Origin of the sequence: Mesorhizobium sanjuanii, from assembly GCF_002529485.1 — a bacterium.
In the GTDB taxonomy this organism is placed as follows: Bacteria; Pseudomonadota; Alphaproteobacteria; order Rhizobiales; family Rhizobiaceae; genus Mesorhizobium; species Mesorhizobium sanjuanii.
The window spans coordinates 41,986-64,304 of sequence record NZ_NWQG01000049.1; the positions used below are offsets into that span (position 1 = coordinate 41,986).

Consider the following 22,319-nt stretch of genomic DNA (forward strand, 5'->3'; position numbering starts at 1 on the left):
CCTATTCCGCCTCGGCGTCCTGGACGCGTTTTGCCAGTTGGTGGATGTAAGGCATGATGATGAGGCCGGCGATCACGAGCAGGTAGACCGAGATCGCACTTGCGCGGCCCATTTCGAACCTGCCGAAGGCAGTATCGTACATCTGCGTGGCGAGCACCTCGGATGCGTATGCAGGGCCGCCATTGGTCATCGCCCAGACGATGTCGAACAAGCGCATCGCGTCGACCGCCGCCATGCCGAGGACGACGATCGTCGAGGGCCACAGAAGCGGGAAGCTGACCTTCCAGAACACCTGCCAAGGCGTCGCCCCTTCGATCCTCGCAGCTTCTATGTACTCCACCGGGATATTGCGAAGGCCCGCGAAGAACACCAGGAAGGCGAAACCGGTCGTCCACCACAGCATCGACCCCATGAGCGCGAAATTGACGATCGACGGGTCGCCCAGCCAGTTCTGGGCCAGGCCGCCCAGCCCGACCGACTGGAGGATCGTCGTCAGCAGACCGCTGGTCGGCTCATACATCCAGCGCCAGATCGCGGCCACGGCAACGGCCGGGATGGTGAAGGGCAGGAAGAAGAGGACCCGGAAAACCGACTCGCCTTTCATCCCTCTGTCGAGCAAGGCCGCCAGGAGCAGGCCGAGGCTTGTCGGTCCAAGCAGCAGGAAGACGAGCCAGGAAATGTTGTTCAGGACAGCGTGGTAGAAGCGCGACTGATGAAGCAGCACGACGTAGTTCCGCAGTCCGACATATTTCGGCGTGGGCGAGAAGCCATCCCAACTGTGAAGCGACAGATTGAATGTGGAGACGATGGGATAGACATAGAAGACCGCAAAGAGGGTTATGGGAAGCGACAGAAAGATTGCGTGCGTCATCCCTGCGGTCTGAAACTTCCGGCGCATGAGTTGGAAGTTGGGCATGTCGAATTGTCTCTTGTGAGCTGATGCCTTCGGTCGCTCGGTCAAGGAGGTAGCCGGGCCGACATCCGTCGGCCCGGCCTCGGGATCACCACTTCAGGTAGGCGCCCTCCGCCTGGGCTTCCTGGCGGAGGCTCTCAAGCGTCGAGATCAACTCGCTTTCGTTCGAATCGGAAGGGTCGATCGCGAATTTCTCGAGCTGGACGCCGAGCTCGGTGCCGACCTTCGTCGGCAGCAGGAAGAACAGGTTCGGCAGCACCGCGTTGGCCTTCGACGCATCCGCCAGCTGCCTGGCGAATTTGGCGCCGACGGCATCATAGATCGACGGATCGACGGTCACGTTTGGTGCGAGCGAGCCTTTCGGGACCGCAAAGGTCGCCTGGCCTTCGGCCGACGCCGCGGAGATGACGAATTTCTCGGCTGTTTCGAGCGTATCGGCCGGGCCTTCCGGCACGGCAAAGGCATCCATCTGGAAGATGGCCTTGCCCTCCGTGCCCGGTGCTGGAAACACGTCAAACTTCTCAACGGGTGCGAAACCCGCCTGTTTGAAATAGGCGGCCGCCCAGGCGCCCATCATGAACATCCCGGTATTGCCGTTGACGACATCGTCGGCTGTCTGGGTCCAGGTCTTGCCGCTCCAGTTCTTGGCGTAGCATTTGACCATGGTATCCCGATAAAGCTCGAGGGCCTTGCGGAATTCCGGGGTATCGAAGCCGAGTTCGCCGCTCGCGATCTTGTAGTAGCCCTCGGTGCCGACGGTGGAGACGAGCGGCGCGTAGAAATTGTAGAGGCTCCAGAACGGACCGCCGGCATTGCCCAGAGGCTCGACGCCGGCAGCACGCAGCTTGTCGCAAACGGCCACAAGGCCCTCATAGTCCCTGGGAGGCTGAAGCCCGGCCTTTTCGAAGATCGCCTTGCTGTAGAAGATGTTGTTGATCAGCGACAAATCATAGGGAATGCCGTAGGGCTTGCCGTCGACCTTGACGACGCGCTGCACCCCCTCCGGAAAGATCTCGTCGCCCTTGATTTTCGCCCAGGTCTCCGAAAGGTCATGGAGCTTGCCGCTGTCGACGAAGGTCTTGAGCTCGAACGCCATCGAACTCTGATATGCGGCCGGTGGCGTGTTTCCCATGAACGCGGTCTGCAATTGGCGACGCATTTCAACCGCGTTGCCCGGGATCACCTTGCCGACGATCTGGTTGTCGGGATTCTGTTTGTTGGCGAAAGCGATCAGGGCTTCGATACCGGCCTTTTCAGACCCGGCCGCATAATAATGCCAAAGCTCCTTCGGACCGTCGGCCCTGGCCGCTGATGCGCCGGCGAGCACGCCAAGCGCCACGCCAAACCATTTCAAGTTACGCATTGTTCTACCCTCTGTTGAGCCGGGCGTTGGGTGTCCCCGGCATATATTCTGCAAACAAGAAAAACCTACCTCCAAAAATCGACAAACGTCAACAGATTGCGCGTAAAAATATCCGCCTCGTCGAATTCGATTGCCCGACGGTTTTCCATAACACGTTGTTTCATATTGTTTTTTTCGACAGCTGCGAATCCGGAACTACCCGGCGATTGACAATACCGCTGATCTCCTCGTATCAATTATTCTCATAACAAGAAAAATATCGGAGCGAGGCTTGAGCAAGTCGTACATCAGGCATTTCAATGCCAATGCGATCTTTCACAGGATCCGCATCGAGCCCAACGTCTCGCAGCGCGACATCGTCGCAAGGACGGGCATCGACAAGTCGGTCGTTTCCTCAATTATCAATCAATTCAGTGAGTTGGGTCTGGTCGAGCGCAATCCGGTAGCGACCAGCAACAGACCTGGCCGCCCTATGGAAGGTCTTACCATCTCTCCTGAAAGCGGCCTGATCGTCGGCGTCCAGATCGAGGCCGACACGATCGGCTATGTCGCTGCCGCGCTCGACGGAATCCCCCTGTGCTCCAGGGCCCAGGCCTTCGACGGGAACCTTGACGGGGTCGCCGATCTCGTCGCCCGGGGAGTCAAGGAAATCGTCGGTGAATGCGGCCGCGCCGGCGATACGCTCGGTGTCGGCATCTCGCTTCCGGGCCTCCTTACCGACGAAGGCGTACTGCTTCACGCACCCGTCCTTGGATGGCGCGGGGTCCCGGTGGTGGACATGTTCTCCGAGGCCCTCGATGCGCCCGTCTTCGCCGGCAATGACGGCAAGGCCGCCGCAATGGCGGAATACATGTTCGGCGAATGCATCGACATCAAGGATTTCATCTACCTGTTCTCGGGCTCGGGTGTCGGCGGCGCCCTGTTCCTGGACGGCGACATTTACCGCGGCGCCAGCGGACTGGCCGGAGAACTCGGACACATCAAGGTTGTCCCGCAGGGCCGCTATTGTTCGTGCGGCGCCTCGGGTTGCCTCTCACCTTACCTTTCCGAGCCCGGGCTGGCAGAGGAGATCGGCAGGCTGACCGGCAATCGGCCCTCCTCGTTCAAGGACATTATCGATCGCGCCGACGCCAAAGACGAGGTGGTTGTCGGCGTGCTCGATAATGCCGGCGCCGTCCTCGGTTCGGCGATTTCCAGTCTCGGGAACATCTTCAATCCGCCGCTGGTATGCCTCGGCGGCGATATGGCGAGCGCCGAGCCTTACCTGCGGCCCGCGGTCGAACGGGCCCTGCAACGACTGGCGCATCCTTCGATGTCGGTTCAGACCAAGGTCATTTTCTCGCAATTGTCGACCGTCAGCCCGTTTCTTGGCGGCGTCGCGCTCGCGCTCGATGGTGTCACCGGTCTCGATTCCCCTCACGTACTTCCGTGAATTCAGCTCAGGTCAGTTCGAAAGTCAGAGAATGCGCATAGCTATTGTCGGCCTCTCCATCGAGATCATGCTCGCTTCCCCGGTCCCGACCACATGGGACGCGATACAACACTACACCGGCAAGGAGATGTCCGAAGGCGATGTCTGGATGGTCCGAGGCATGCTGGCGCGCATGGCGGAGGATGGCGACGTCGAGGCGGTCCCGTTGTACTGGGCCACTGCACTGCCCGGCGGCCCGCTCGAATTGTCGGCATATCGAGAGGTCAAGGACAAGACGCTCGCGCTCATCGGCGAACACGGTCCGTTCGATGGAATGCTGATTGCCAATCATGGCGCGTTGGAAGTCCAGGGGCTGGACGTCGACGCGGACACCGATTTCATCCGTGCCATCAGGAATGCGCTTGGGCCGGATGTGCCGATCGGACTGTCGCTCGATCTGCATGGCGACATGACTCCCGACCTTCTCGACGCAGCAACGGTCATCAGCGTCCTGCGCACCGCGCCACACCGTGACGACAGGCAGACGGGGTACCGGACGGCAGACCAGCTCATCCGGGTCATTCGAACCGGCATCACGCCCAAGAAGTCCGTCGTCAGCCTGCCGATCCTCGTCCCTGGCGAAACCGCGGTCACGGCGCTGGAACCAGCGAAAAGCCTTTACGGCGCGCTGCCGGAATACGACAGCGTGCCGGGCATGATGGAAGCAAACATTCTTGTCGGGTTCGCGTGGAACGACAGGCCGTGGACCGCCGTGTCGGCGATTGCGGTAAGCGATGGCGACGCCGAGGTCGCGCGTGCGCAGGCGACACGGTTGGCGCAGGCGATATGGGCCAGACGCGCCGATTTCAATCTCAAGATGGAGACCGCGGAGGTTCGCCACGGGCTGCGGCTCGCGGTCGAATGCGCGGAGCGTCCCGTTTTCGTATCCGATTCCGGAGACAACACGACGGCGGGCGCGGCTGGAGACCTGACCCTTGTATTGCAGGCAGCGCTGGAAGACGAGGAGATCCGCGATATTGTCATCGCCGGCATTACGGCTCCCGAAACCGTGGGCAGGCTCGTCCAGGCCGGGGTCGGCTCGACTGTCGAGATCGAACTGGGAAGCGAGCACCTTTCCCGCCCGAAGACGGCATATCGCGTAAACGTGCTCGTCGAGGCATGCGGAGAAGAACTGGTGCTGCCGGGGTTCCAGCCATACCGGTCAAGGGAAGGCGCGTGGGCGAAGGTTCGCAGCGGCAATGTGATTGCAACATTCCACGCCAATGCCATTGGCATAACCACGCCGCACCATTTCCTGGCAATGGACATCGATCCGACCATGCACAAGGCGTATGTCGTCAAGCTCGGCTATCTCCACCCGCAACTCGAGGACATCTCAGCCCGGCATATCCTCTTGCTGAGCGACGGCACCTCGCAATTGGACATGACGCGGCTCCAATGGAACGTCTTGCCGCGTCCAACCTACCCTCTCGACAAGGATTTTGCATGGGACGCGCAGGCCCGGATTTACGGCGATTGATTTTCCTCGCAGTCGATCTTCTGCTCTTGCACCGACACGAACAAAAGGACCCCCAATGACCATTTCCCTCACATCCGTTCGGTTGCCGGACTTCGGTTCCCCCGGCGAAAAGCCGGACATTCCCGTTGAGACATACGATGCGCGCGCCCGCGCTGCTTACGACAAGGCAGGATGCGACTGGCTGGCGATCTATGCGGACCGGGAGCATTTCGGCAACATCGCTTTCCTGAGCGGTTTCGAGCCGCGCTTCGAGGAAGCCTTCCTCCTGCTTGGGCCAAACAACAAGCGCGTGCTTGTCACGGGCAACGAGTGCGAGAGCTACGCGCCGCTGGCGCGCCTGCCCGGGATGAGCGTGCTTCTGGCCCAGACATTGAGCCTCATGGCGCAGGATCGCTCTCGCTTCCCTCGCTTCTCCGACCGTCTCGGCGATGCTGGAATAAAGGCAGGCGACACCGTGGGGCTGGCGGGCTGGAAATATCTCGAACCATTCGAGGACGACGCTGTCGAAACCGCCTATTTCGTTCCGGCAGTCTACGTGCAGGCATTCCAGCGGGCGGTCGGCGCTTCCGGCGGATTGCGGGACGCGACGCATGTTCTGATGCATCCTGAAAACGGCATCGCCGTCACCATCGATGCCGATCAGATCGCGGCGTTCGAGTGGGCTGCATCGCGCAGCTCGTCGGCAATGTGGCGGATTGTTTCGGGGGTGCGGGAGGGCGACAGCGAGTTCGACGCCGTTTCGCGCATGGGTTATGCCGGAGACCCACTGAACGTCCACACCATGTTCGCATCAGCCAGCAAGGGCGAGCCGGTGATCGGCCTGCGGAGCGCAACGGGCCGCAAGCTTGGGCGGGGCGATGGCGTGACGACCGCGATCGGACACTGGGGCGGTCTTTCCTCGCGGGCAGGCCTCCTCGATCGTGCCAATGACGAATTTCTCGCAATCGCCAAAGGCTACTTCCAGGGCTTGATCTCCTGGTACGAGACGGCGGCGCTCGGTGTCGAGGGCGGCGCCATCCATGAGGCCGTAACATCGACGCTGGCGAAAGCGAAGCTGAAGCCGGCGCTCAACCCGGGCCATCTCGGCGGTTACGAGGAATGGACGCACAGCCCGATCCGGCCAGGATCCGGGGATCGTATCCGCTCGGGCATGCTTTTCCAGGTCGATATCATCCCGACGCCGATCGCCGATGGCTGGGCCTTGAACTGCGAGGACGCGGTCGCCCTTGCCGATGAAGCGCTTCGGGCCGAGCTGGAGACCAAACATCCGGCGGTTTTCAAACGCATGGCGGCGCGTCGCGACTTCATGAAAGACAAGCTCGGCGTGGAGCTGCGGCCGGACATCCTGCCGCTTTCCTCGACACCGCTTTATTTCGCGCCGTTCTGGCTCGCGAGCGACAACGTCCTCGTCCGCGATAGATAGCCCTGAGATCCAGCGCCGGAGGGTCCGATGGCCGCCATCGAGCTGAACAAAGTCGTGAAAGCCTATGGAGGCGTTCAAACCGTTCACGGGATCGATCTCTCGATCAAGGATCACGAATTCGTAGTCCTGGTCGGCCCTTCCGGCTGCGGAAAGTCCACCACGCTGCGCATGATCGCGGGGCTGGAGACGATAACGGACGGCGAGATCAAGATCGGCGAGCGGCGTGTCAACGAGCTGTTGCCGGGAGAACGCGACATCGCCATGGTTTTCCAGAATTACGCGCTCTACCCGCATCTCTCGGTCGAGGACAACATCACGTTCGGGTTGCGTTTGAAGAAGACGCCGCGTAGCGAAATTCGGACGCGGCTGGCCGAGACCGCGCGGATCCTGGATATCGAACACCTGCTCAAACGCAAACCAAGGCAACTCTCCGGCGGACAGCGCCAACGCGTTGCCATGGGGCGCGCGATGATCAGGAATCCGGCGGTCTTTCTTTTCGACGAACCGCTTTCGAACCTCGACGCCAAACTCCGCGTCCAGATGCGCGCCGAGATCAAGCAGATCCACGAAGCGGTGCCGACCACAACCGTCTATGTCACGCATGATCAGATCGAGGCGATGACGCTTGCCGACAGGGTCGTCGTGATGAATGCCGGCAGGATCGAGCAGATCGCGCCGCCTCAGGAGCTATATCTGAGGCCCGCGACCAAGTTCGTGGCCGGGTTCATCGGATCGCCGGGCATGAATTTCCTAAGCGCGACGCTCGAACGAAACGAAAATCAGTTCAGCGGCGTCCTGTCCAATGGTACGCGCCTCGAATTGCCGAGCGACGTCTCCAGGTTCGCCGATGTGACGGGACAGGTTGTCGACCTCGGCATCCGGCCCGAGCATCTTTCGCCTGGCCCAAAAGACGGCCGATCCGGAAACAGGATCAGCGCCACCGCGGAACTCGTCGAACCTCTTGGAATGGATACGCTCGTTCACTTCACCGTCGCGGGCACAAAGGCGGTCGCGCGCGTACCGCCCGATGGTTCGTTGCGACGAGGAATCGAACTTCCCCTCTTTGTCGACCCGCAGGACATCTATGTCTTCGACCGCCAAAGCGGCAGCACTCTCTACGGTGAATAGGGAACTGTGAACGGGTCGGGATCGAAAATCCGGAACAGGATCAGCCGGCTGCCTCGCCCCGCTTGAGCTGGCTGACGATCTCTTCGGCGGCGTCGGCGACATGCTTCTTGAGCAGCCTCGACGTTTCGACCGCGTCACGCAGGCGATAGGCCTCGAAGATGTCGCGATGCTCCTGCAACGCCTTGGTCTGGGCCTTCAGCGGTTCGATCTGCAGGCGCAGATAGCGATCCGCCGAACTGTAGAGCGTTTGCAGCACCGCCATCGAACGCGGCCGCATGGAGGGCTCGAGCAGCGCCGTGTGAAAGGCCCAGTTGAGACGGCTGAGCTCCTTCGGATCGCCCCTGGCGATGGCAGCCTCGTAATCATGAAGCGCCTGCTCGGCATTGGCGATGTCCTGGCTGGACATGCGCGCGATCGCCTTCTTGACGATGAAGGGCTCGAGCAGAAGCCGCGCATCGAAAAGGTCGATCGCATCATCGGCCGACAGATCGGAGACGACCGCGCCGCGATGCGTCCTGATGACGACCAAACCTTCCGCTTCCAATTGCAGAAGCGCCTCGCGCACGGGGATGCGGCTGACACCCAGCTCGGCCGCTATCGCCTCCTGGCGGATCTGGTGGCCGCCCGGATAATCGCCACCGATGATCTTGGCGGCGATGTATTCCGCGACCATCGCGGTGACGGTCTGGCGCTGCAACAGAGGCTTGGGCGAAGTCGACATGGCAGGCATTTCCAGAATCGCTCTATTTATCGGGCGATCGTATCCAATATTTCATTCCGATCCAATCCAGCCTTCCAATCGAGATCCTTTGGTAAGCCTTTGTCATGCATGTCGTGATCCCAAAACCGCTGCACACTTTTGGGCGACATGCATCAATGCCGATCCGCATAATCAACAATCTGTGGCGGCAGCGGTGCGCGCCCGCGCACACGGTCGACAAGCTTTTCCGCAATCATCATGGTCGGGCAGTGCAAATTGCCGCTGGTGATGCGCGGCATGACCGACGCATCGATGACACGCAGCCCCTCGGTCTCATGCACCTTGCCGTCGGCATCGACGACCGACATGTCGTCGACGCCCATCCGGCATGTCGAGCAAGGATGGTATTGCGTGCCGAGATTCTCCTTCAGCCAGGCAAGCACTTCGGCGTCGGGCATCGTCCTCAGCCCCGGCGTCAGGGCTTGCCCGCGCATGTCGTCCCAGGCGCGTTGCTGGATGATCTCGTCGGTGTGGCGCACGCCGTCGATCAGATCCCGCTGGTCCTGCGGATGGGCGAGGTAGTTGGAAACGATGGACGGATGGGAGCGCGGGTCGGTCGATTTCAAGGTGACAGCGCCCCGGCTCTTCGGCCGCATCAGGCAAGTCTGATACTGGAACCCTTCTTCGATATTGACCTTGCCATGCATCAGTTCGCCGAGCATCGGCAGAAACTCGTGCTGGATGTTGGCATAGTCGGCGGCCGCGCTGCTCCTGAAGAATGTGCCGACTTCCCAAAGATTGGTCACGCCGAGGCCGGAGCGCAGAAACAGCCACCGCGCCCCGATCAGACCCATCTTGAACATGTTCAGGTCCATGGCGGGGGAAACGCCCGGGCGCGACGCCCTGTAGCGCACCGAAACGGCGACATGGTCAACGAGGCCCTTCCCCACGCCCCGCACATCCGCAACCGGCTTGATGCCAAGTGCGCGCAGTTCCTCGGAGGGGCCGACGCCCGACAAGAGCAGAAGCTGCGGCGAGTTGAAGGCGCCACCGCACAGCACCACCTCGCGTCCGGCCTCGACGGTCTGGGTCGCGCCGTCAACCTCATAGGTCACGCCGACCGCGCGCTTGCCGTCGAAGTCGATCCGGTGCACCAGCGCGTTCAGCTTGAGGTCGACATTGCCCTTGCGCAGCGCGGGCCTGAGATAGGCCCTGCCGCCGCTTGCCCGCACGCCCCTGTCGATGTTTGCCTGGTAGATATGGACGCCTTCCTGACGGTAGGCATTGTAATCGGGATTGAGCGGATGGCCCGCCTGCTGGCCGGCCTCAAGAAACGCCTCGAAGACCGGCAAATCGCCTTTCAACGTGGTGATCGCGATCGGCCCATCGCCGCCGCGATAGGTGTTGGCGCCCTTGTCGTAGGTTTCCATCCGCTTGAAGTAGGGCAGGCAGTGGGCGAAGGACCAGCCCGCCAGGCCGTCCTTGGCCCACGCGTCGAAGTCGCGCGGATTGCCGCGCACATAGACCATGCCGTTGAGCGAGCCGGAGCCGCCCAGCATCTTGCCCCTGACATGCGTGATCATGCGCCCACCGAGCGCCTCTTCAGGTCCCGTCTCGAAACTCCAGGTCCGGCGCTGGTCGGTCAGCGGGTAGGACATGGCGGCAGGCATGCGCACATAGATGGAATTGTCGCTCGGGCCAGCTTCCAGGACCAGCACCCGGACGCTCCTGTCCTCGCCTAGCCTGGCGGCGACGATCGAACCGGCGGCGCCCGCCCCGACAACGATGTAGTCATACGCCTTGGATGCCATATCGACCTTACCTTCACTTGTGCCCAGCCCAATACGTCCAGGCCAGCCTCTATGGAGCGGGATGCATCCCGCTCCATCTATTTGTTTTAGCCGCATTTGTGCGACGCCAAGTGATCCCACTTGGCTGCAAAATGCTCATGTCGCCCACCAGATGCTTTTGGTCCGGGAATACTGATCGAGCGAATGAATGCCCTTGTCCTTGCCGCCGAAGCCGGACGTCTTGAAGCCGCCGAACGGGGTGGTGAAATCGCCTTCGCAGAAAGCGTTGACCGCCACGAAACCCGCGTCGAGCGTGGTGGACGCCTCGCGAATTGCGCGGGGATCCTCGCCGAAGACATAGGCGCTGAGGCCATATTGCGTATCGTTCGCACTGCGGATGGCGCTGTCGAGATCGTCGTAGAACCTGACGGAGAGAACCGGGCCGAAGACCTCTTCTCTCCAGGCACCGGCGCTTTCGGCGACGTTGAAGAACACGACCGGCTCGACCAGGCGCGGCGATGCGCCGGTGATTTCGGCCGCCGACACGCTGAAATCATTGTTACGCTGCTTCTCGGTGTCGATAGCGCGATTGACCTGGGCCGCGTGGGCGTCGCTGACCAGCGGCCCGATGCGCGTGGCCGGATCGAAGGGATCGCCGATCGGCCATTCCCTCATCTTGACGACGAGCATGTCGCGAAGATCGCCTTCCAACGCGCGCGGCGCGAGAACCCTTGAAATGGACGAACAGAGCTGGCCGGAATTCATCAGGAAGCCGGTCGAAATGTCGTCGGCGAAACGGTCGAGCGAAGTGACGTGGGGCAGGATGATGGCGGGATTCTTGCCGCCGCATTCCAGCGAAATTTCCTTCAAATTCGAATCGGCCGAATAGTGCAGGAAGCGCCGTCCGGTGGCGGTCGAGCCGGTGAAATTGATCGCCGAAACATGATCATGCAGACCCAGCGCCTTTCCGGCGACCGGCCCAGCGCCGGGCACGACGTTGATGACGCCGGCCGGAAACCCCGCTTCGATCGCGAGTTCCGCCAGCCGCAGCGTGGTCAGCGGCGTATCGTCGGCCGGCTTGCAGACGACGGTGTTGCCGGCGGCCAGCGCCGGGCCGATCTTCAGCGCCAGCGTGGTCAGCGGGTAGTTCCAGGGCAGGACGATGCCGACCACGCCTTGCGGCTCGCGCACGATCTGGCTGAGCACACCCTTGCGACGGGCCGGGCTGAGATCATAGGCGGTCTCCGTCAGGCTGGCATACCAGCGCAGCACGCCGACCGTCGCCGGCACATCGTCATTGTAGGAATGCAGGATCGGCTTGCCGACATCGAGGCTTTCGAGAAGCGCCAATTCGAGCCAGTTTCTTTCGACGGCGTCCGCCAGCGCACGGATCAACGCCGCGCGTCCTTCGTGCCCCATCGTGCCCCAATCCGCCTTCAGCGCCGCGCGGGCGGCCTGCACGGCAAGATCGACTTGCCTTTCGCTGGCAAAGGCGACTTCGCTGATCGTCTCCCCGTCGAAGGGAGACATGATGCTTGCGATGTCGGAGCCGCCATCGCGGGAAAAGCCGTCGCCGATCCAGGCTGAATCCAGCCGCCGCGCCGTCTCGCGGACCTGCTTCAGGTCGGACGCGCCGAATGTGGGAATATTATGCATGCAATCCGTTCCTGGCGCATCCGCCGGCTGCGACCGTTCGAAAACGCAGCCGACGATGCGGATTTTCCGGTGGCACTCCGAACATCCCTACGGATCAGGCAGCGCGGCGCGATTGCGTCTGCTTGAGCTCTTCGATCGTCGCCTTGATGGTGGCGATGACGCGCTCGCGCTCCTCGCCTGCCAGCGGCAATCGCGGCGCCCGGGTCCATTCCGGCGCGCCGTAGACAAGGTGCTCGGCCATCTTGATGTACTGAACCAGCTTCACATGCGTATCGAGGTGGAAGGACGGCGTCAGGATGCGATAGAGGTCGCGCGCCTCGGCGAAGTTGCCGGCCGCGCACAGGTTGAACAGTTGCACGCATTCCTTCGGCCAGGCATTGGTCATGCCCGAAACCCAGCCCGTGGCGCCGAGCGACATGCTTTCGACGATCTGGTCGTCGACGCCGCAGAAGATATCGAAGCGATTGCCCAGCGCGATGAACATGTCGGTGACGCGACGCACATCACCGGTCTCTTCCTTGACCGCCACGATGGTCGGGCAATCGGCCAGCATCTTGAGGATGGCGGGCGTGACATCGACGCCGTAGGCGATCGGGTTGTTGTAGATCATGATCGGCAGGTCGCTGGCGCCGGCAATCGCCTTGTACCATTCGGCGGTCTCGCGCGGATCTGTCTTGTAGCCGAGGCTCGGGAACACCATCAGGCCTTCGGCGCCGTGATCCTGGAAAGCGCGCGCGCCGGCGACCGCGCCGGCGGTCGAGATCTCGGCAAGACCGGAGAGAAGCGGCACACGGCCGGCAACGGCTTCCTTGGCGGCGCGGATGACGGCTTCCTTCTCCCGCGGCAGCAGCGAGGCATTCTCGCCCAGCATCGGCAGGACGATGATGCCCGAAACGCCGTTGTCGATCAGACGGTTGACGCTTGCCTGTGTCGCTTCGAGATTGATCGAACCGTCCTGCTCGAGCTTGGTCGTAACCGCCGGGAATACCCCCTGCCAATGCGTCATCGTCTGGTCTCTCCTTGGACTCGCTTTCGCAATAATGTATCCAATCTACAATATTCTATTCAAAAGTCTACCGTGAAATCCGCGTTGCTGCAGCGTCAAAACGGGCATGTCACGCCACTGGCACGGGCGGATTTTTCTCGAAACGCGGCACGGACACACGCACCCCCTCCTGCGCCGAGCGCCTGACGGCCAGCGCCGTGGCAAGCGAGGCGACGCCGTCCCATCCCGTCGCCGCCGGACGATCGCCATGCAGCACGGCAGCATTGAACCGGGCGATGGTGGTGGCGTAGAGGTTGGCGGGCTCGACCGGGATTTCCGTCATCTCGGTGCCGCGGCGGACGTAGACACGACCGGACGGCGCCTCATCCAGGATGCCCCGGCCATAGATCGACCCTTCGGTGCCATGGATCTCGAGCGCCGTCTCGTGATGGGCGAAGACCTGGCCCTCATGCATGTAGGCAATCAACCCGGAAGCGAAGTTGACGATGGATTGCACCTGGTCCTCCACGCCATTCTCGCCGATCAGGCTGCTTGCCTTCATCGACATGACCTCGACCGGTTCGTCCGCAAGCACGAAGCGCAAAACGTCGACATTGTGCACGGTGAGGTCATAAATGACCCCACCTTGCGTCTTGTCCTTCGTACGCCACGTCTGCAATTCCTTGGGAAGGTACTCGCAATACATGACGCGTGCCGCGAGCGGCCGGCCGATCTGGCCTGTCAGCACCAGGTCGCGGATCGCCCTGTGCGTCGCCGCGCCACGCATATGATGGTTCGTCGCCAGGACGACGCCGGCGCGATCGCAGGTCCTGGCCATCTCGACCGCATCATAGAGCGTCAGCCCGAGCGGCTTTTCGCAGAGCACATGCAGGCCCGCCGCCGCGGCTTCAAGCGTGTCGTCGCGATGCCTGTCATTGTTGGTCGAGACGTAGACCGCGTCGATCGCGGTTTCGGCAAGGAGCGATTTGAGGCTTGTCGCGGATACCGGTATCCCGAGATCGTCGGCGAAGGCGCGGCCACGGTCGGCGCTCCTGCTGACGACCGCCACCAATTCTGCATCCGGCACGGACTGGATCGCCTTGGCGACCCATGAGCGGGCGATCTGGCTCGCCCCCACGATTGCCCAGCGGACCTTGCCCGCATCTCGACGCGCGCGGCTCGCGGTCGGCATCACTTTGGACGCCTCAGTCATGGAGTTCCCTCGAAATCGCCGTGCCGACCGAGAAATCGCTGAATGTGACCTCGAAGCCCTCGCGTTGCGGCGAACAGCACATCATGCCGACATCGATCGTTTTCGAGGGCGGGAAATAGGCAAGCCGAACCGGTTTCCAGTGGCCGTCGGACGCATCCAGATACTGGACGCGGATCGCCTCGGCGTGGCGGGTCAAGCGGATTCTGATGCCGTCCGGACTTGAGGGAATGCTGACCAGCGACCAGTCGGAAGCGTCGTTGGTGACGACGACGGAGAAATACATCAGCCCGTCGGTATATTCGATGCCGGCCTTGACCCAGTGCGTCTCGCTCAGCCGGACCATCAATCCGGCCTGGTCGTAAAGCACCTTATAGTCGCCCCTGATCGTGACCTCGGCGCTGAAGTCGCCCTCGACCTGGCGATACAGGAAGTGACCATTGTCGCGCCAGAAATCGTAGAATGTCTCGCGCCAGAAATCGGTCTCCTTGCCGGTGCGCACCTGCAAAGTGTTATCGCCGAATGCGTGGTGCGGCGGCGGGTTGAGCCAGGTCAGGTCGGTATCCTGTGATGTGGTCATGGCTTGCTTGCCTGTCCGGTTCGTGTTGCGTGATGGGTCTTGCGCAGTCTGATTAGCCGGCAAAATGTGCCGGCTACCTGAACCATGTGTCCGACAGCCGATAGCCCTCGGGGAATGGATCCTCCGGATCCACTCCGTAGTGGCTCACTCCGGTCAGCCAGGCGCGCCCGGATACCTCGGTTACCACCGCGGGAACACTGCCAGCCATGGCCGGCTCAACGATGCGGCAATCGAAGACGGTGTCGAGTATCGAGGTGTGCCGGAACTTCTCGCCGACGGCGAGATCGCCGCGCGCATGCAGCAAAGCCATCCGCGCGGAGGTTCCGGTGCCGCAGGGGCAGCGGTCGAGCCGGCCGGGCGAAACGACGACGGCGTTCTTCGAGGTCTTCACGCCATCGACGATCCGCAACGGGCCGGCGAATTCCGTCTGGTTGACGGTGTTGATCGACGGGTTCTCCGGATGGATCGAGGGAAGCTGTTCGGCGGCGGCGGCCTTGATGGCCTCGCCTAGCCCGATCAGGTCGCGCGCCTCGTCGCGGGCCAGCGTCACGCCGACGTCCTGCGCATCGACGATGCAGTAGATCATGCCGCCATAGGCGACATCAACCCGCAGCGATCCGATCCCGGGCACCTCGACCATCCGGTCGCGATGCATGACGAAGGAGGGGATGTTGCGGAAGGTGATGCGGCGGCACTTGCCGCCGCTGCAATCCGCCTCGACCTCGACGAGACCGGCCGGCGTATCGACCCTGACGATGGTCCTGGCGCCGCGCATCGGGATCATGCCAGCCTCTAGGGCGACCGTGACCGTGCAGATCAGGTTCGAGCCCGACATCGGCACAAAATAGTCCGACTCCATGACGATCATGCCGATATCGGCATCGGCGCGTATCGGCGGCGTGATGAGGTTGACGGCCGCGTTGACGCTGCCGCGCGGGTCGAACAGCAGCATGTTGCGCAGCCAGGCGCTGTCGCGTTCCAGCGCCTCCATGCGCTCGAACATCGTCGCTCCGCGCGGCGGCAGGACGCCGCCGGTGATGACCCGGCCCACCTCGCCTTCGGCATGGGCTCCGACGACGGTAATGACGCGATCCAGGTTCATTGACGGTCATCCTCAGGTTTGTGACGAAACTGCCGGCGGATACGGCCCCTTCGCACAGGCTCAACAAATTGCATCCAATATACGGATTAGTGGGGCGCTGGTTTTTTGTCAACCTGCAAGGTCTTACCTTGGCATTGCCGTTAGATGCCGTGCAGAGCGTCGACCAACACGCAAGGCCGAGATTCGGCAACCGGATGGGGCGAGCCCGACCGGCGCGGCAATCTGCGCGCGTATTACCGAACTCCGACCTCGGGATTGATCAAACAACAGGCACATCTTCCGATTGACAAAAATCCCGACAGGCGACCAAGATCATATGACCATCAACGATCTTGGTCCCGAGGTTGCCCCTCGGCATTGGCGTAAAGGAGAGCCAGATGCCCGTTCAGCAGAGAGTGACCCATCGTTCAAAACGCCCCACCATCCTTGCTGCCGCACTGCTCAGCCTGAGCCTGATCACGCTACCCGGCATCGCCCATGCCGACGGGATCACGCTCAAGGTTTTCGGCGGTTCGTCCCTCGACCAGCTCGCTCCGCGTCAACCCCCGGACGAGCAGAAAAAGATCCAGCAGCAGGTCATCGACGGTTTCCTCAAAGCCAATCCCGACGTCTCGGCGGTGGAGTGGGACGCGCAGGGGCCGCAGACTGATTCCATCCAGCGGCTGATGACCGCCAAACTGGCCAGCCAGGAAATGGACCTGATCGCCTGCCCGGCCTTCTACACCAATGGCGCCTATGTCCGGCGCAAGCTGGTGATGCCGATCACCGACAAGATCAAGCCGTTCCAGGACAGGATCGACGCCGCAGCACTGGGCGCCTTCACGATCAATGGCCAGGTCTATGGCGTTCCCATCTCCACCCTGTCGACATCGACGATATTCTACAATGTCGACCTCTTTCAAAAACTCGGTATCCCGACGCCGCCGACCTATGCCGACCTGAAGGCGGCGGTGCCGAAGTTCAAGACCGAAGGCGTGATCCCGCTGCTGCATCAGGGCTCGAATACGGTCATGTGGCCGATGTGGTATTTCGAGACCTTTTCGCAGGCCTCGGGCGACCCGATCGGCAAGACGCAGAAGAACCTGGAAGGCACGGCGAAATTCACCGATGCGGCTGATGTCGAAGGGTTCAAGCTGATCAAGCAATGGGTCGATGACGGCATCCTTTCCAAGGATTCGCTATCCGTCGACCAGGACGGCATGCGCGCGGCCTTCGCCGCCGGCAAGAGCGCCATGTATTATGGCGGCACCTGGGAGATCCCGTCGCTCCAGTCGAGCGTCAAGGACTTCAAATGGGGCGTCTTCGCCTTTCCGAAGATGGACGGAACGCCGGGCGCCCCCGGCCATGGCGGCGGCGCCGACAACGGTATCTGCGTGGCCTCGTCGATCCCGCCGGAGAAGCTCGATGCGGCCATCAAGTTCATCGAGTACCTGACCCGGCCGGAGGTGGCGACGCTCTATCTTGCGCCCGAGCAGCCGATCGCGGCTTCGATCAAGGGTGTGCCGCAGGTCGACGATGCCTATGCCGTCGAACTGCGCAAGGAGGCCTTCCCGAGCACGATCAAGTTCCTCGACTGGATCTGGCCTTCGGAAGTCGCGACAGCCACCGCCTCGGCAATCGCCGGCATCGTCGGCGGCACGACGACGCCAGAGGATGCGGCGGCCTCGATCCAGACCACGTTCGACGACCTCAAGGCGCAGGGCAACTGGCCGCCCAAGTGAGTTCGCATTCGGCTGACCTGGCAGGCATGAAACCCAGCCATCAAACAAAGGGGCCGCCCGTCTCGGGCTGCCTCCCTTACCGGAGACAGGGACATGACGACAAATCGCGCCGAGCGGCAGCGCTTCTCGATCGGTTATCATCTGAACAGTTGGGACCTCGCCGGTCTTCCGCTCAGGCCAGCCATCAAATTCCTGGCCGATCAGGGTTTCGGCTGGTTCGAGATCCTCGCCTTCACCAGCCTCTCGGACCAGTACGCCCGCAAATACATGCAGCTCGGCAACCAGGCGCCGATGGGGGTCACCACCGACACCGACATCCTGCGGCGCTACGCGCTGCTTTCGGAAGGCCAGAGCGAGTATGGCATCAGGCTGTCCTCCTTCTATGTGAACGCGATCTTCACCAACCCTGTCGCCTGGCCTTATGAGCGCGATGTGCTTGTCGCGCTGACCCGGATGCTGAAGGGCTTCGGTTCACCGGTGCTGGTTCTGGGCGGCGGCCCGTCGGAAGCCATTGCCGGCCTTCACACGGCCGACGACTACCGCGCCTTTTGCCGCGCGCTCGAGGATATCGGCAAGCGGACCAAGGACCTCGGCATTGAGACGGTCTATCACCCGCATCTCGACACCTTCATCGAACGCCGCGACCAGCTCGACCGGATGATGGATGAACTCGACACGGACCTCGCCGGCCTCTGCATCGATCCGGCGCATCTTGCCCATACCAATTCCGATCCGGTCGATGCGGTCAGAACCTACATCTCGGCCGTGCGCTATATGCACTTCAAGGACACCAAGGTCGATCCGGCGCTGAAAGGCTATGACCGCTACGGCGCCTTTTGCGAACTCGGCGCCGGCGTCGTCGACCTTGCCGGCATTGTCGACGTGCTGCTCGACGCGAATTACGATGGCCTCGCCATCATCGAATTGGATGCTTCGAAGAAGACGGCCGAGCAGAGCACGCAGGAAAGCATCGCCTATATCAGCGACACACTCGGGCTGGTGCTGACGCCGAAAACCGCGAAGGCCGCATGAGCACGCGACCGCAAGAGGCGGCTCCTTCCACGAGCCGTTTCGGGCGCTTCGCTTCAGGCGATGGCGCGGTCGCCTTCGTCATGATCCTGCCAGCCGCGATCCTCTTTTGTCTGTTCTACCTCTGGCCCTTCGTCAACGGTTTCTGGCTCAGCCTGCACAATTGGGACGGGTTTTCCGACCCGACCTGGGCAGGCTTGTCCAACTATCAACGCCTCGCGCATGACCGCATCTTCCTCGGCGCGCTGCGCAACAATCTGATTTTCGTCGTCGCCGTCGTCGTGCTCAAGAACGTGCTGGGTCTCGGGCTGGCGCTGCTTCTCGACCGGGCGCTTGTCGGCCGCACCTTCTTTCGCGCCGCCGCCTTCATCCCGGTGACGATGTCCTTCGTCGCGGTCGGACTGCTCTGGTCATGGATCTACAATCCGGTCTTCGGCCTGCTGAATGGCGCGCTCGATCTGTTCGGTCTCAGCGGGCTGAAGCAATCATGGCTTGGCGATGCCAATATCGCGCTCTATTCGATCATCGTCGTCGATGTCTGGAAGTGGCTGGGCTTCCACGCCGTGATCTATCTCGCGGGGTTGCAGACGATCCCGTCCGAACTCTATGAATCGGCAAAGATGGACGGCGCCGGACCGATCCAGCGCTTCTGGCATGTCACCTTGCCGATGATGATGCCTATCGTCTTCATCAACACGATTCTCGGCCTTTCCGGCGCCTTCGTGCGCAACTTCGACATCGTCTACGTGCTGACCAAGGGCGGCCCGAACCACGCCACCGAGGTCGTGCTCACCTACATGATGAGCAAGGCCTTCCAGGACGGCGCCATGAGCTATGCCGCGGCCATCGGCTACGTGCTCTTCCTGATCGTCGGGCTGGCCAGCGTCGCGCTGCTCGCCCTGATGCGGCGGCAAAGGCTTGACGTCTGATGGGCACCGCGGCCAACCCTTCCCTTCCGCTTGGCAATGGCATGGCCAGCCATCGCCGCCGCCTCGGCGCGCGCGGCATCCTCGAACTTGTCGGCATCTATGCGGCACTGTTCCTGGTGCTCTTGGAGACGATCTACCCGCTGCTCTGGGTGCTGTTCGGCTCGCTCAAGACCAAGCAGGAGATGCTGAGCAACATCTGGGGGCCGCCGTCGAGCCTGGTGTTCCAGAACTATGTCGACGCCTGGCGCATCGCCGGCATGGGATCGCGCATTGTCAGCAGCGTCTTCGTCACCGGTTCGGCATTGATCATCCTGGTCGTCGTCGCGACCCCCTGCGCCTACGCGCTGGCGCGGCTGCGTTTTCCCGGACGCGGCCTGGTGTTGGCGGTGGCCGTGGCGGCCATGCTGGTGCCGCCGCAAGTCATGGCCATTCCGCTGTTCATGGTGGCGCGCGATCTGGGCCTGATCAACAACCGGCTCGGCATCGCCTTCGTCTACGCCGCGACGTCATTGCCGTTGTCGGTCTTCATCCTGCGCAGCTTCTTCGTCACGCTTCCCGCCGATCTCGAAGACGCCGCGCGGGTCGATGGCGCCAGCCGGCTGGCGATTCTGATCCACATCATGCTGCCGCTGATCCGGCCGGGCGTGGCGCTGATCCTGATCTTCGGCTTCATCGAGATCTGGAACGATTTCTTCCTTGCCTTCCTCTTGCTGCGCGACCCGTCCGTGCAGACCATTCCGCTCGGGCTCGTCAGCTTCTTCCAGCAATACGACTCGCTCTGGACGCTCTATTTCGCCGCGTTGACGATCACGACACTGCCGGTGATCGTCGTCTTCGTCGCCATGCAACGGCAGTTCATCGCCGGCCTGACGGCCGGGGCCGTCAAGGGTTGACATGCAGGATCGAATTATCGGCGTTGGCGTTATCGGTTGCGGCGAGATCGCCCAGCTGATGCACTTGCCCTATCTCCAGGAATTGCCGGCGTTTCGCATCGCCGCGCTGTGCGACATCTCACCGGGCACTGTCGACAAGATCGGCGATCACTATGGTGTCGCGGCCCGCTATACCGACCATCGCGCGCTGCTTGCTGACCCGAATGTCGATGCCGTGGTGATCTGCACCTACGACCACGGCGAGATGGTCACTGATGCCATCCGCGCCGGCAAGCATCTGATCGTCGAGAAGCCGCTTGCCTTCACGCCTGAGGAGGCACGCCCGCTGGTCGAACAGGCTGAACGCAGTGGCCTCGTCGCCCTTGTCGGCTACATGAAATTCTATGATCCCGGCTATGAGATCGGCCTCGAGCGCATTGCCGCCATCGGCCGGCCGAAGTCGATCCATGTCCATGATTTCGCCGGCCGCTTCGACCGCTACGGCAAGCTCTACACGCAGACCCGCATCGCCGATGTGCCGGCCGATCTGCTCGCGGCTGGGCGAGACGCCGTCGCGCGACGCGTGGACGTGGCGCTGGGGCCGGACCACGCCGGCTACCGCGATCTCTATCTCTTGCTGCTCGGCCTGAGCAGCCACGATCTCGCTGTCATGCGCGGCGCCTTCGGCACGCCGAGCCACGTCGTCCATGCGCAGCAGACCGGCCCGAACCAGCTTCTGGCCGTGCTCGACTATGACGGCATTCCCTGTCTCTTCGACATGGCGCTCGCCCAATATGAATGGTGGGACGAATGGATCCACGTGCATGGCGAGCGCGATGAGGTGCGGATCGATTTCCAGAACCCCTATTTCCGCAACGCCTCGGCCATCGTGCGGGTGCGCGAAGCAGCCGGCGAGACGGCGTCGGAACGCGTGATCCCGGGTATCCCCGACACCGCATTCCGGCGCGAATGGCAGCATTTCGCCGATTGCATCCTTGCCGGAGCAAAACCGCGCACGCCGCTTTCGGGCGGTCTCGCCGATCTCGACCTTGCCGTCCAGATCATCCAGGCAATGCCGCCAAAGCGGCTTTGAGACGAGGCCCCTATCTGAATTTCGGAAACGCGCCGCCGGCCGGCGCGTTGGCCCAGCTCTGCAAGGTCTGGCCGCCGTCGATCAGCCAATCCACGCCAGTGACATGCCTAGCCTCGTCGGAAGCGAGGAAGGCCACGGCGGCGGCGACATCGTCCGGCTGGCCGATGCGGCGCAACGGGATGCGGTCGGCAAAATGCTGCACACTGCTCTTGAAATCGCGGTCGCTCGCCGGCACGCCGAGCGTCGTCTCGATCACGCCCGGACAGATGGCGTTGACCCGTATGCCGTAGGGCGCGGCATCGAGCGCGGCGACCCGCGTCAGCCCGACCACGCCATGCTTGGAGGCGACATAGCCGGCGCCGCCGGCGAGCACGTCCCAGCCGGCCATGGACGAGCCCATATTGACGATCGAGCCGCCATTGCCGGCCGCGATCATCGCCCGCAGCGATGCCTGCAGGACGAGGAACATGCCGCGCAGATTGATGCGGATGATGGTGTCCCAGTCCTCGACGGGCAGTTCGTGAACAGGAGCGATAACGCCGGAAATGCCGGCATTGTTGAAGACGGCATCGAGCCCGCCGAATGTCTCCACGGTCCTTTCGACGGCGCGTCGCACATCTGCCTCATCCGTGATGTCGGCTTCGATGGCGACTGTGCGCTTGCCAAGAGACGCGGCCAGTGCATGCGCTGCCGCCCCGTTGCGGTCGACAATGGCGACCTTTGCACCCTCATCGAGGAAACGCCTTACCGCCGCACTGCCGATCGCCCCGGCGCCACCGGTGACGAGCACGCATTTTTCGTCGAATCGCTTCATTTTCCAGACTCCGGCTTAAGGTGTGTTGAGATTCAGGTCAGGACGAGCCGAAAATGGTGG

The 22,319-nt window shown here is 62.4% G+C and carries 19 protein-coding genes; 9 read left to right on the forward strand and 10 right to left on the reverse strand.

Features of this window, described 5'->3' with window-relative positions:
- Position 1 precedes the first annotated feature (1 nt).
- Both CN311_RS09820 and CN311_RS09825 read right to left on the reverse strand, forming a co-directional pair.
- Complete coding sequence (locus tag CN311_RS09820) at positions 2–871, reverse strand: carbohydrate ABC transporter permease (protein WP_245440791.1); 870 nt, start codon at positions 869–871, stop codon at positions 2–4.
- A 130-nt stretch (positions 872–1,001) separates the two neighbouring features.
- Positions 1,002–2,276 carry an ABC transporter substrate-binding protein gene (locus CN311_RS09825; RefSeq protein ID WP_097573201.1) on the reverse strand — a complete coding sequence of 425 codons (1,275 nt, stop codon included), beginning with the start codon at positions 2,274–2,276 and terminating at the stop codon, positions 1,002–1,004.
- Between the two features lie 271 nt (positions 2,277–2,547).
- Here CN311_RS09825 and CN311_RS09830 point away from each other — a divergent pair, with 271 nt between their 5' ends.
- From CN311_RS09830 to CN311_RS09845, 4 genes are read left to right on the forward strand one after another with little or no spacing between them, the layout of a single operon-like run.
- Positions 2,548–3,708, forward strand: coding sequence for an ROK family transcriptional regulator (locus CN311_RS09830; protein ID WP_097573203.1), 1,161 nt, complete (start codon positions 2,548–2,550; stop codon positions 3,706–3,708).
- A 31-nt stretch (positions 3,709–3,739) separates the two neighbouring features.
- Positions 3,740–5,227 (forward strand): M81 family metallopeptidase, encoded by a 1,488-nt coding sequence (locus tag CN311_RS09835; RefSeq protein ID WP_165779647.1) that lies wholly within the window; start codon positions 3,740–3,742, stop codon positions 5,225–5,227.
- Between the two features lie 55 nt (positions 5,228–5,282).
- Entirely contained in the window at positions 5,283–6,650 is a 1,368-nt protein-coding gene (locus CN311_RS09840) for a M24 family metallopeptidase (protein ID WP_097573207.1), read from the forward strand.
- A 27-nt stretch (positions 6,651–6,677) separates the two neighbouring features.
- A complete protein-coding gene (locus CN311_RS09845; RefSeq protein ID WP_097573208.1) occupies positions 6,678–7,778 on the forward strand; it encodes an ABC transporter ATP-binding protein in 1,101 nt (366 codons plus the stop codon).
- A gap of 40 nt (positions 7,779–7,818) precedes the next feature.
- Here the strand turns inward: CN311_RS09845 and CN311_RS09850 are convergent, their stop codons facing one another.
- The 7 genes from CN311_RS09850 to CN311_RS09880 all read right to left on the reverse strand — a co-directional run bounded on the left by CN311_RS09850 (position 7,819) and on the right by CN311_RS09880 (position 15,801).
- On the reverse strand, positions 7,819–8,499 hold the full coding sequence (locus CN311_RS09850; protein ID WP_245440792.1) for a GntR family transcriptional regulator: 681 nt from the start codon (positions 8,497–8,499) through the stop codon (positions 7,819–7,821).
- A 152-nt stretch (positions 8,500–8,651) separates the two neighbouring features.
- Positions 8,652–10,289, reverse strand: coding sequence for a choline dehydrogenase (locus CN311_RS09855; protein WP_097573212.1), 1,638 nt, complete (start codon positions 10,287–10,289; stop codon positions 8,652–8,654).
- Between the two features lie 135 nt (positions 10,290–10,424).
- Positions 10,425–11,924 carry an aldehyde dehydrogenase family protein gene (locus tag CN311_RS09860; RefSeq protein ID WP_097573213.1) on the reverse strand — a complete coding sequence of 500 codons (1,500 nt, stop codon included), beginning with the start codon at positions 11,922–11,924 and terminating at the stop codon, positions 10,425–10,427.
- 94 nt (positions 11,925–12,018) lie between these two features.
- Positions 12,019–12,930 (reverse strand): dihydrodipicolinate synthase family protein, encoded by a 912-nt coding sequence (locus CN311_RS09865; RefSeq protein WP_097573215.1) that lies wholly within the window; start codon positions 12,928–12,930, stop codon positions 12,019–12,021.
- A 109-nt stretch (positions 12,931–13,039) separates the two neighbouring features.
- Entirely contained in the window at positions 13,040–14,122 is a 1,083-nt protein-coding gene (locus CN311_RS09870; protein ID WP_097573217.1) for a Gfo/Idh/MocA family protein, read from the reverse strand.
- Positions 14,115–14,699: a DUF1349 domain-containing protein gene (locus CN311_RS09875; RefSeq protein WP_097573219.1), complete on the reverse strand. Its 585-nt coding sequence runs from the start codon at positions 14,697–14,699 to the stop codon at positions 14,115–14,117. The genes CN311_RS09870 and CN311_RS09875 overlap by 8 nt, the downstream gene beginning before the upstream one ends.
- A 73-nt stretch (positions 14,700–14,772) precedes the next feature.
- Positions 14,773–15,801: a proline racemase family protein gene (locus CN311_RS09880; protein WP_097573220.1), complete on the reverse strand. Its 1,029-nt coding sequence runs from the start codon at positions 15,799–15,801 to the stop codon at positions 14,773–14,775.
- A gap of 377 nt (positions 15,802–16,178) precedes the next feature.
- Here CN311_RS09880 and CN311_RS09885 point away from each other — a divergent pair, with 377 nt between their 5' ends.
- The 5 genes from CN311_RS09885 to CN311_RS09905 all read left to right on the forward strand — a co-directional run bounded on the left by CN311_RS09885 (position 16,179) and on the right by CN311_RS09905 (position 21,445).
- Positions 16,179–17,522, forward strand: a complete 1,344-nt coding sequence (locus tag CN311_RS09885; protein WP_097573221.1) for an extracellular solute-binding protein — start codon at positions 16,179–16,181, stop codon at positions 17,520–17,522.
- Positions 17,523–17,615: 93 nt separating this feature from the next.
- Complete coding sequence (locus tag CN311_RS09890) at positions 17,616–18,554, forward strand: sugar phosphate isomerase/epimerase family protein (protein ID WP_097573223.1); 939 nt, start codon at positions 17,616–17,618, stop codon at positions 18,552–18,554.
- Positions 18,551–19,480, forward strand: a complete 930-nt coding sequence (locus CN311_RS09895; protein WP_097573225.1) for a carbohydrate ABC transporter permease — start codon at positions 18,551–18,553, stop codon at positions 19,478–19,480. The genes CN311_RS09890 and CN311_RS09895 overlap by 4 nt, the downstream gene beginning before the upstream one ends.
- Complete coding sequence (locus CN311_RS09900; protein ID WP_097573227.1) at positions 19,480–20,373, forward strand: carbohydrate ABC transporter permease; 894 nt, start codon at positions 19,480–19,482, stop codon at positions 20,371–20,373. Before CN311_RS09895 ends, CN311_RS09900 begins: the two co-directional genes overlap by 1 nt.
- 1 nt (position 20,374) lies before the next feature.
- Positions 20,375–21,445 (forward strand): Gfo/Idh/MocA family protein, encoded by a 1,071-nt coding sequence (locus CN311_RS09905; protein ID WP_097573229.1) that lies wholly within the window; start codon positions 20,375–20,377, stop codon positions 21,443–21,445.
- Between the two features lie 10 nt (positions 21,446–21,455).
- Here the strand turns inward: CN311_RS09905 and CN311_RS09910 are convergent, their stop codons facing one another.
- Positions 21,456–22,259, reverse strand: coding sequence for an SDR family NAD(P)-dependent oxidoreductase (locus CN311_RS09910; RefSeq protein ID WP_097573231.1), 804 nt, complete (start codon positions 22,257–22,259; stop codon positions 21,456–21,458).
- Positions 22,260–22,319 lie beyond the last annotated feature (60 nt).

Bases quoted from the DNA above. Each gene is read 5' to 3' on its own strand.
- CN311_RS09870 (WP_097573217.1), bottom strand. From the start codon at position 14,122: ATGACTGAGGCGTCCAAAGTGATGCCGACCGCGAGCCGCGCGCGTCGA.
- CN311_RS09840 (WP_097573207.1), top strand. From the start codon at position 5,283: ATGACCATTTCCCTCACATCCGTTCGGTTGCCGGACTTCGGTTCCCCC.
- CN311_RS09860 (WP_097573213.1), bottom strand. From the start codon at position 11,924: ATGCATAATATTCCCACATTCGGCGCGTCCGACCTGAAGCAGGTCCGC.
- CN311_RS09825 (WP_097573201.1), bottom strand. From the start codon at position 2,276: ATGCGTAACTTGAAATGGTTTGGCGTGGCGCTTGGCGTGCTCGCCGGC.
- CN311_RS09845 (WP_097573208.1), top strand. From the start codon at position 6,678: ATGGCCGCCATCGAGCTGAACAAAGTCGTGAAAGCCTATGGAGGCGTT.
- CN311_RS09880 (WP_097573220.1), bottom strand. From the start codon at position 15,801: ATGAACCTGGATCGCGTCATTACCGTCGTCGGAGCCCATGCCGAAGGC.
- CN311_RS09820 (WP_245440791.1), bottom strand. From the start codon at position 871: ATGACGCACGCAATCTTTCTGTCGCTTCCCATAACCCTCTTTGCGGTC.
- CN311_RS09875 (WP_097573219.1), bottom strand. From the start codon at position 14,699: ATGACCACATCACAGGATACCGACCTGACCTGGCTCAACCCGCCGCCG.
- CN311_RS09835 (WP_165779647.1), top strand. From the start codon at position 3,740: ATGCGCATAGCTATTGTCGGCCTCTCCATCGAGATCATGCTCGCTTCC.
- CN311_RS09910 (WP_097573231.1), bottom strand. From the start codon at position 22,259: ATGAAGCGATTCGACGAAAAATGCGTGCTCGTCACCGGTGGCGCCGGG.
- CN311_RS09900 (WP_097573227.1), top strand. From the start codon at position 19,480: ATGGGCACCGCGGCCAACCCTTCCCTTCCGCTTGGCAATGGCATGGCC.
- CN311_RS09850 (WP_245440792.1), bottom strand. From the start codon at position 8,499: ATGTCGACTTCGCCCAAGCCTCTGTTGCAGCGCCAGACCGTCACCGCG.
- CN311_RS09895 (WP_097573225.1), top strand. From the start codon at position 18,551: ATGAGCACGCGACCGCAAGAGGCGGCTCCTTCCACGAGCCGTTTCGGG.
- CN311_RS09905 (WP_097573229.1), top strand. From the start codon at position 20,375: ATGCAGGATCGAATTATCGGCGTTGGCGTTATCGGTTGCGGCGAGATC.
- CN311_RS09890 (WP_097573223.1), top strand. From the start codon at position 17,616: ATGACGACAAATCGCGCCGAGCGGCAGCGCTTCTCGATCGGTTATCAT.
- CN311_RS09885 (WP_097573221.1), top strand. From the start codon at position 16,179: ATGCCCGTTCAGCAGAGAGTGACCCATCGTTCAAAACGCCCCACCATC.
- CN311_RS09865 (WP_097573215.1), bottom strand. From the start codon at position 12,930: ATGACGCATTGGCAGGGGGTATTCCCGGCGGTTACGACCAAGCTCGAG.
- CN311_RS09855 (WP_097573212.1), bottom strand. From the start codon at position 10,289: ATGGCATCCAAGGCGTATGACTACATCGTTGTCGGGGCGGGCGCCGCC.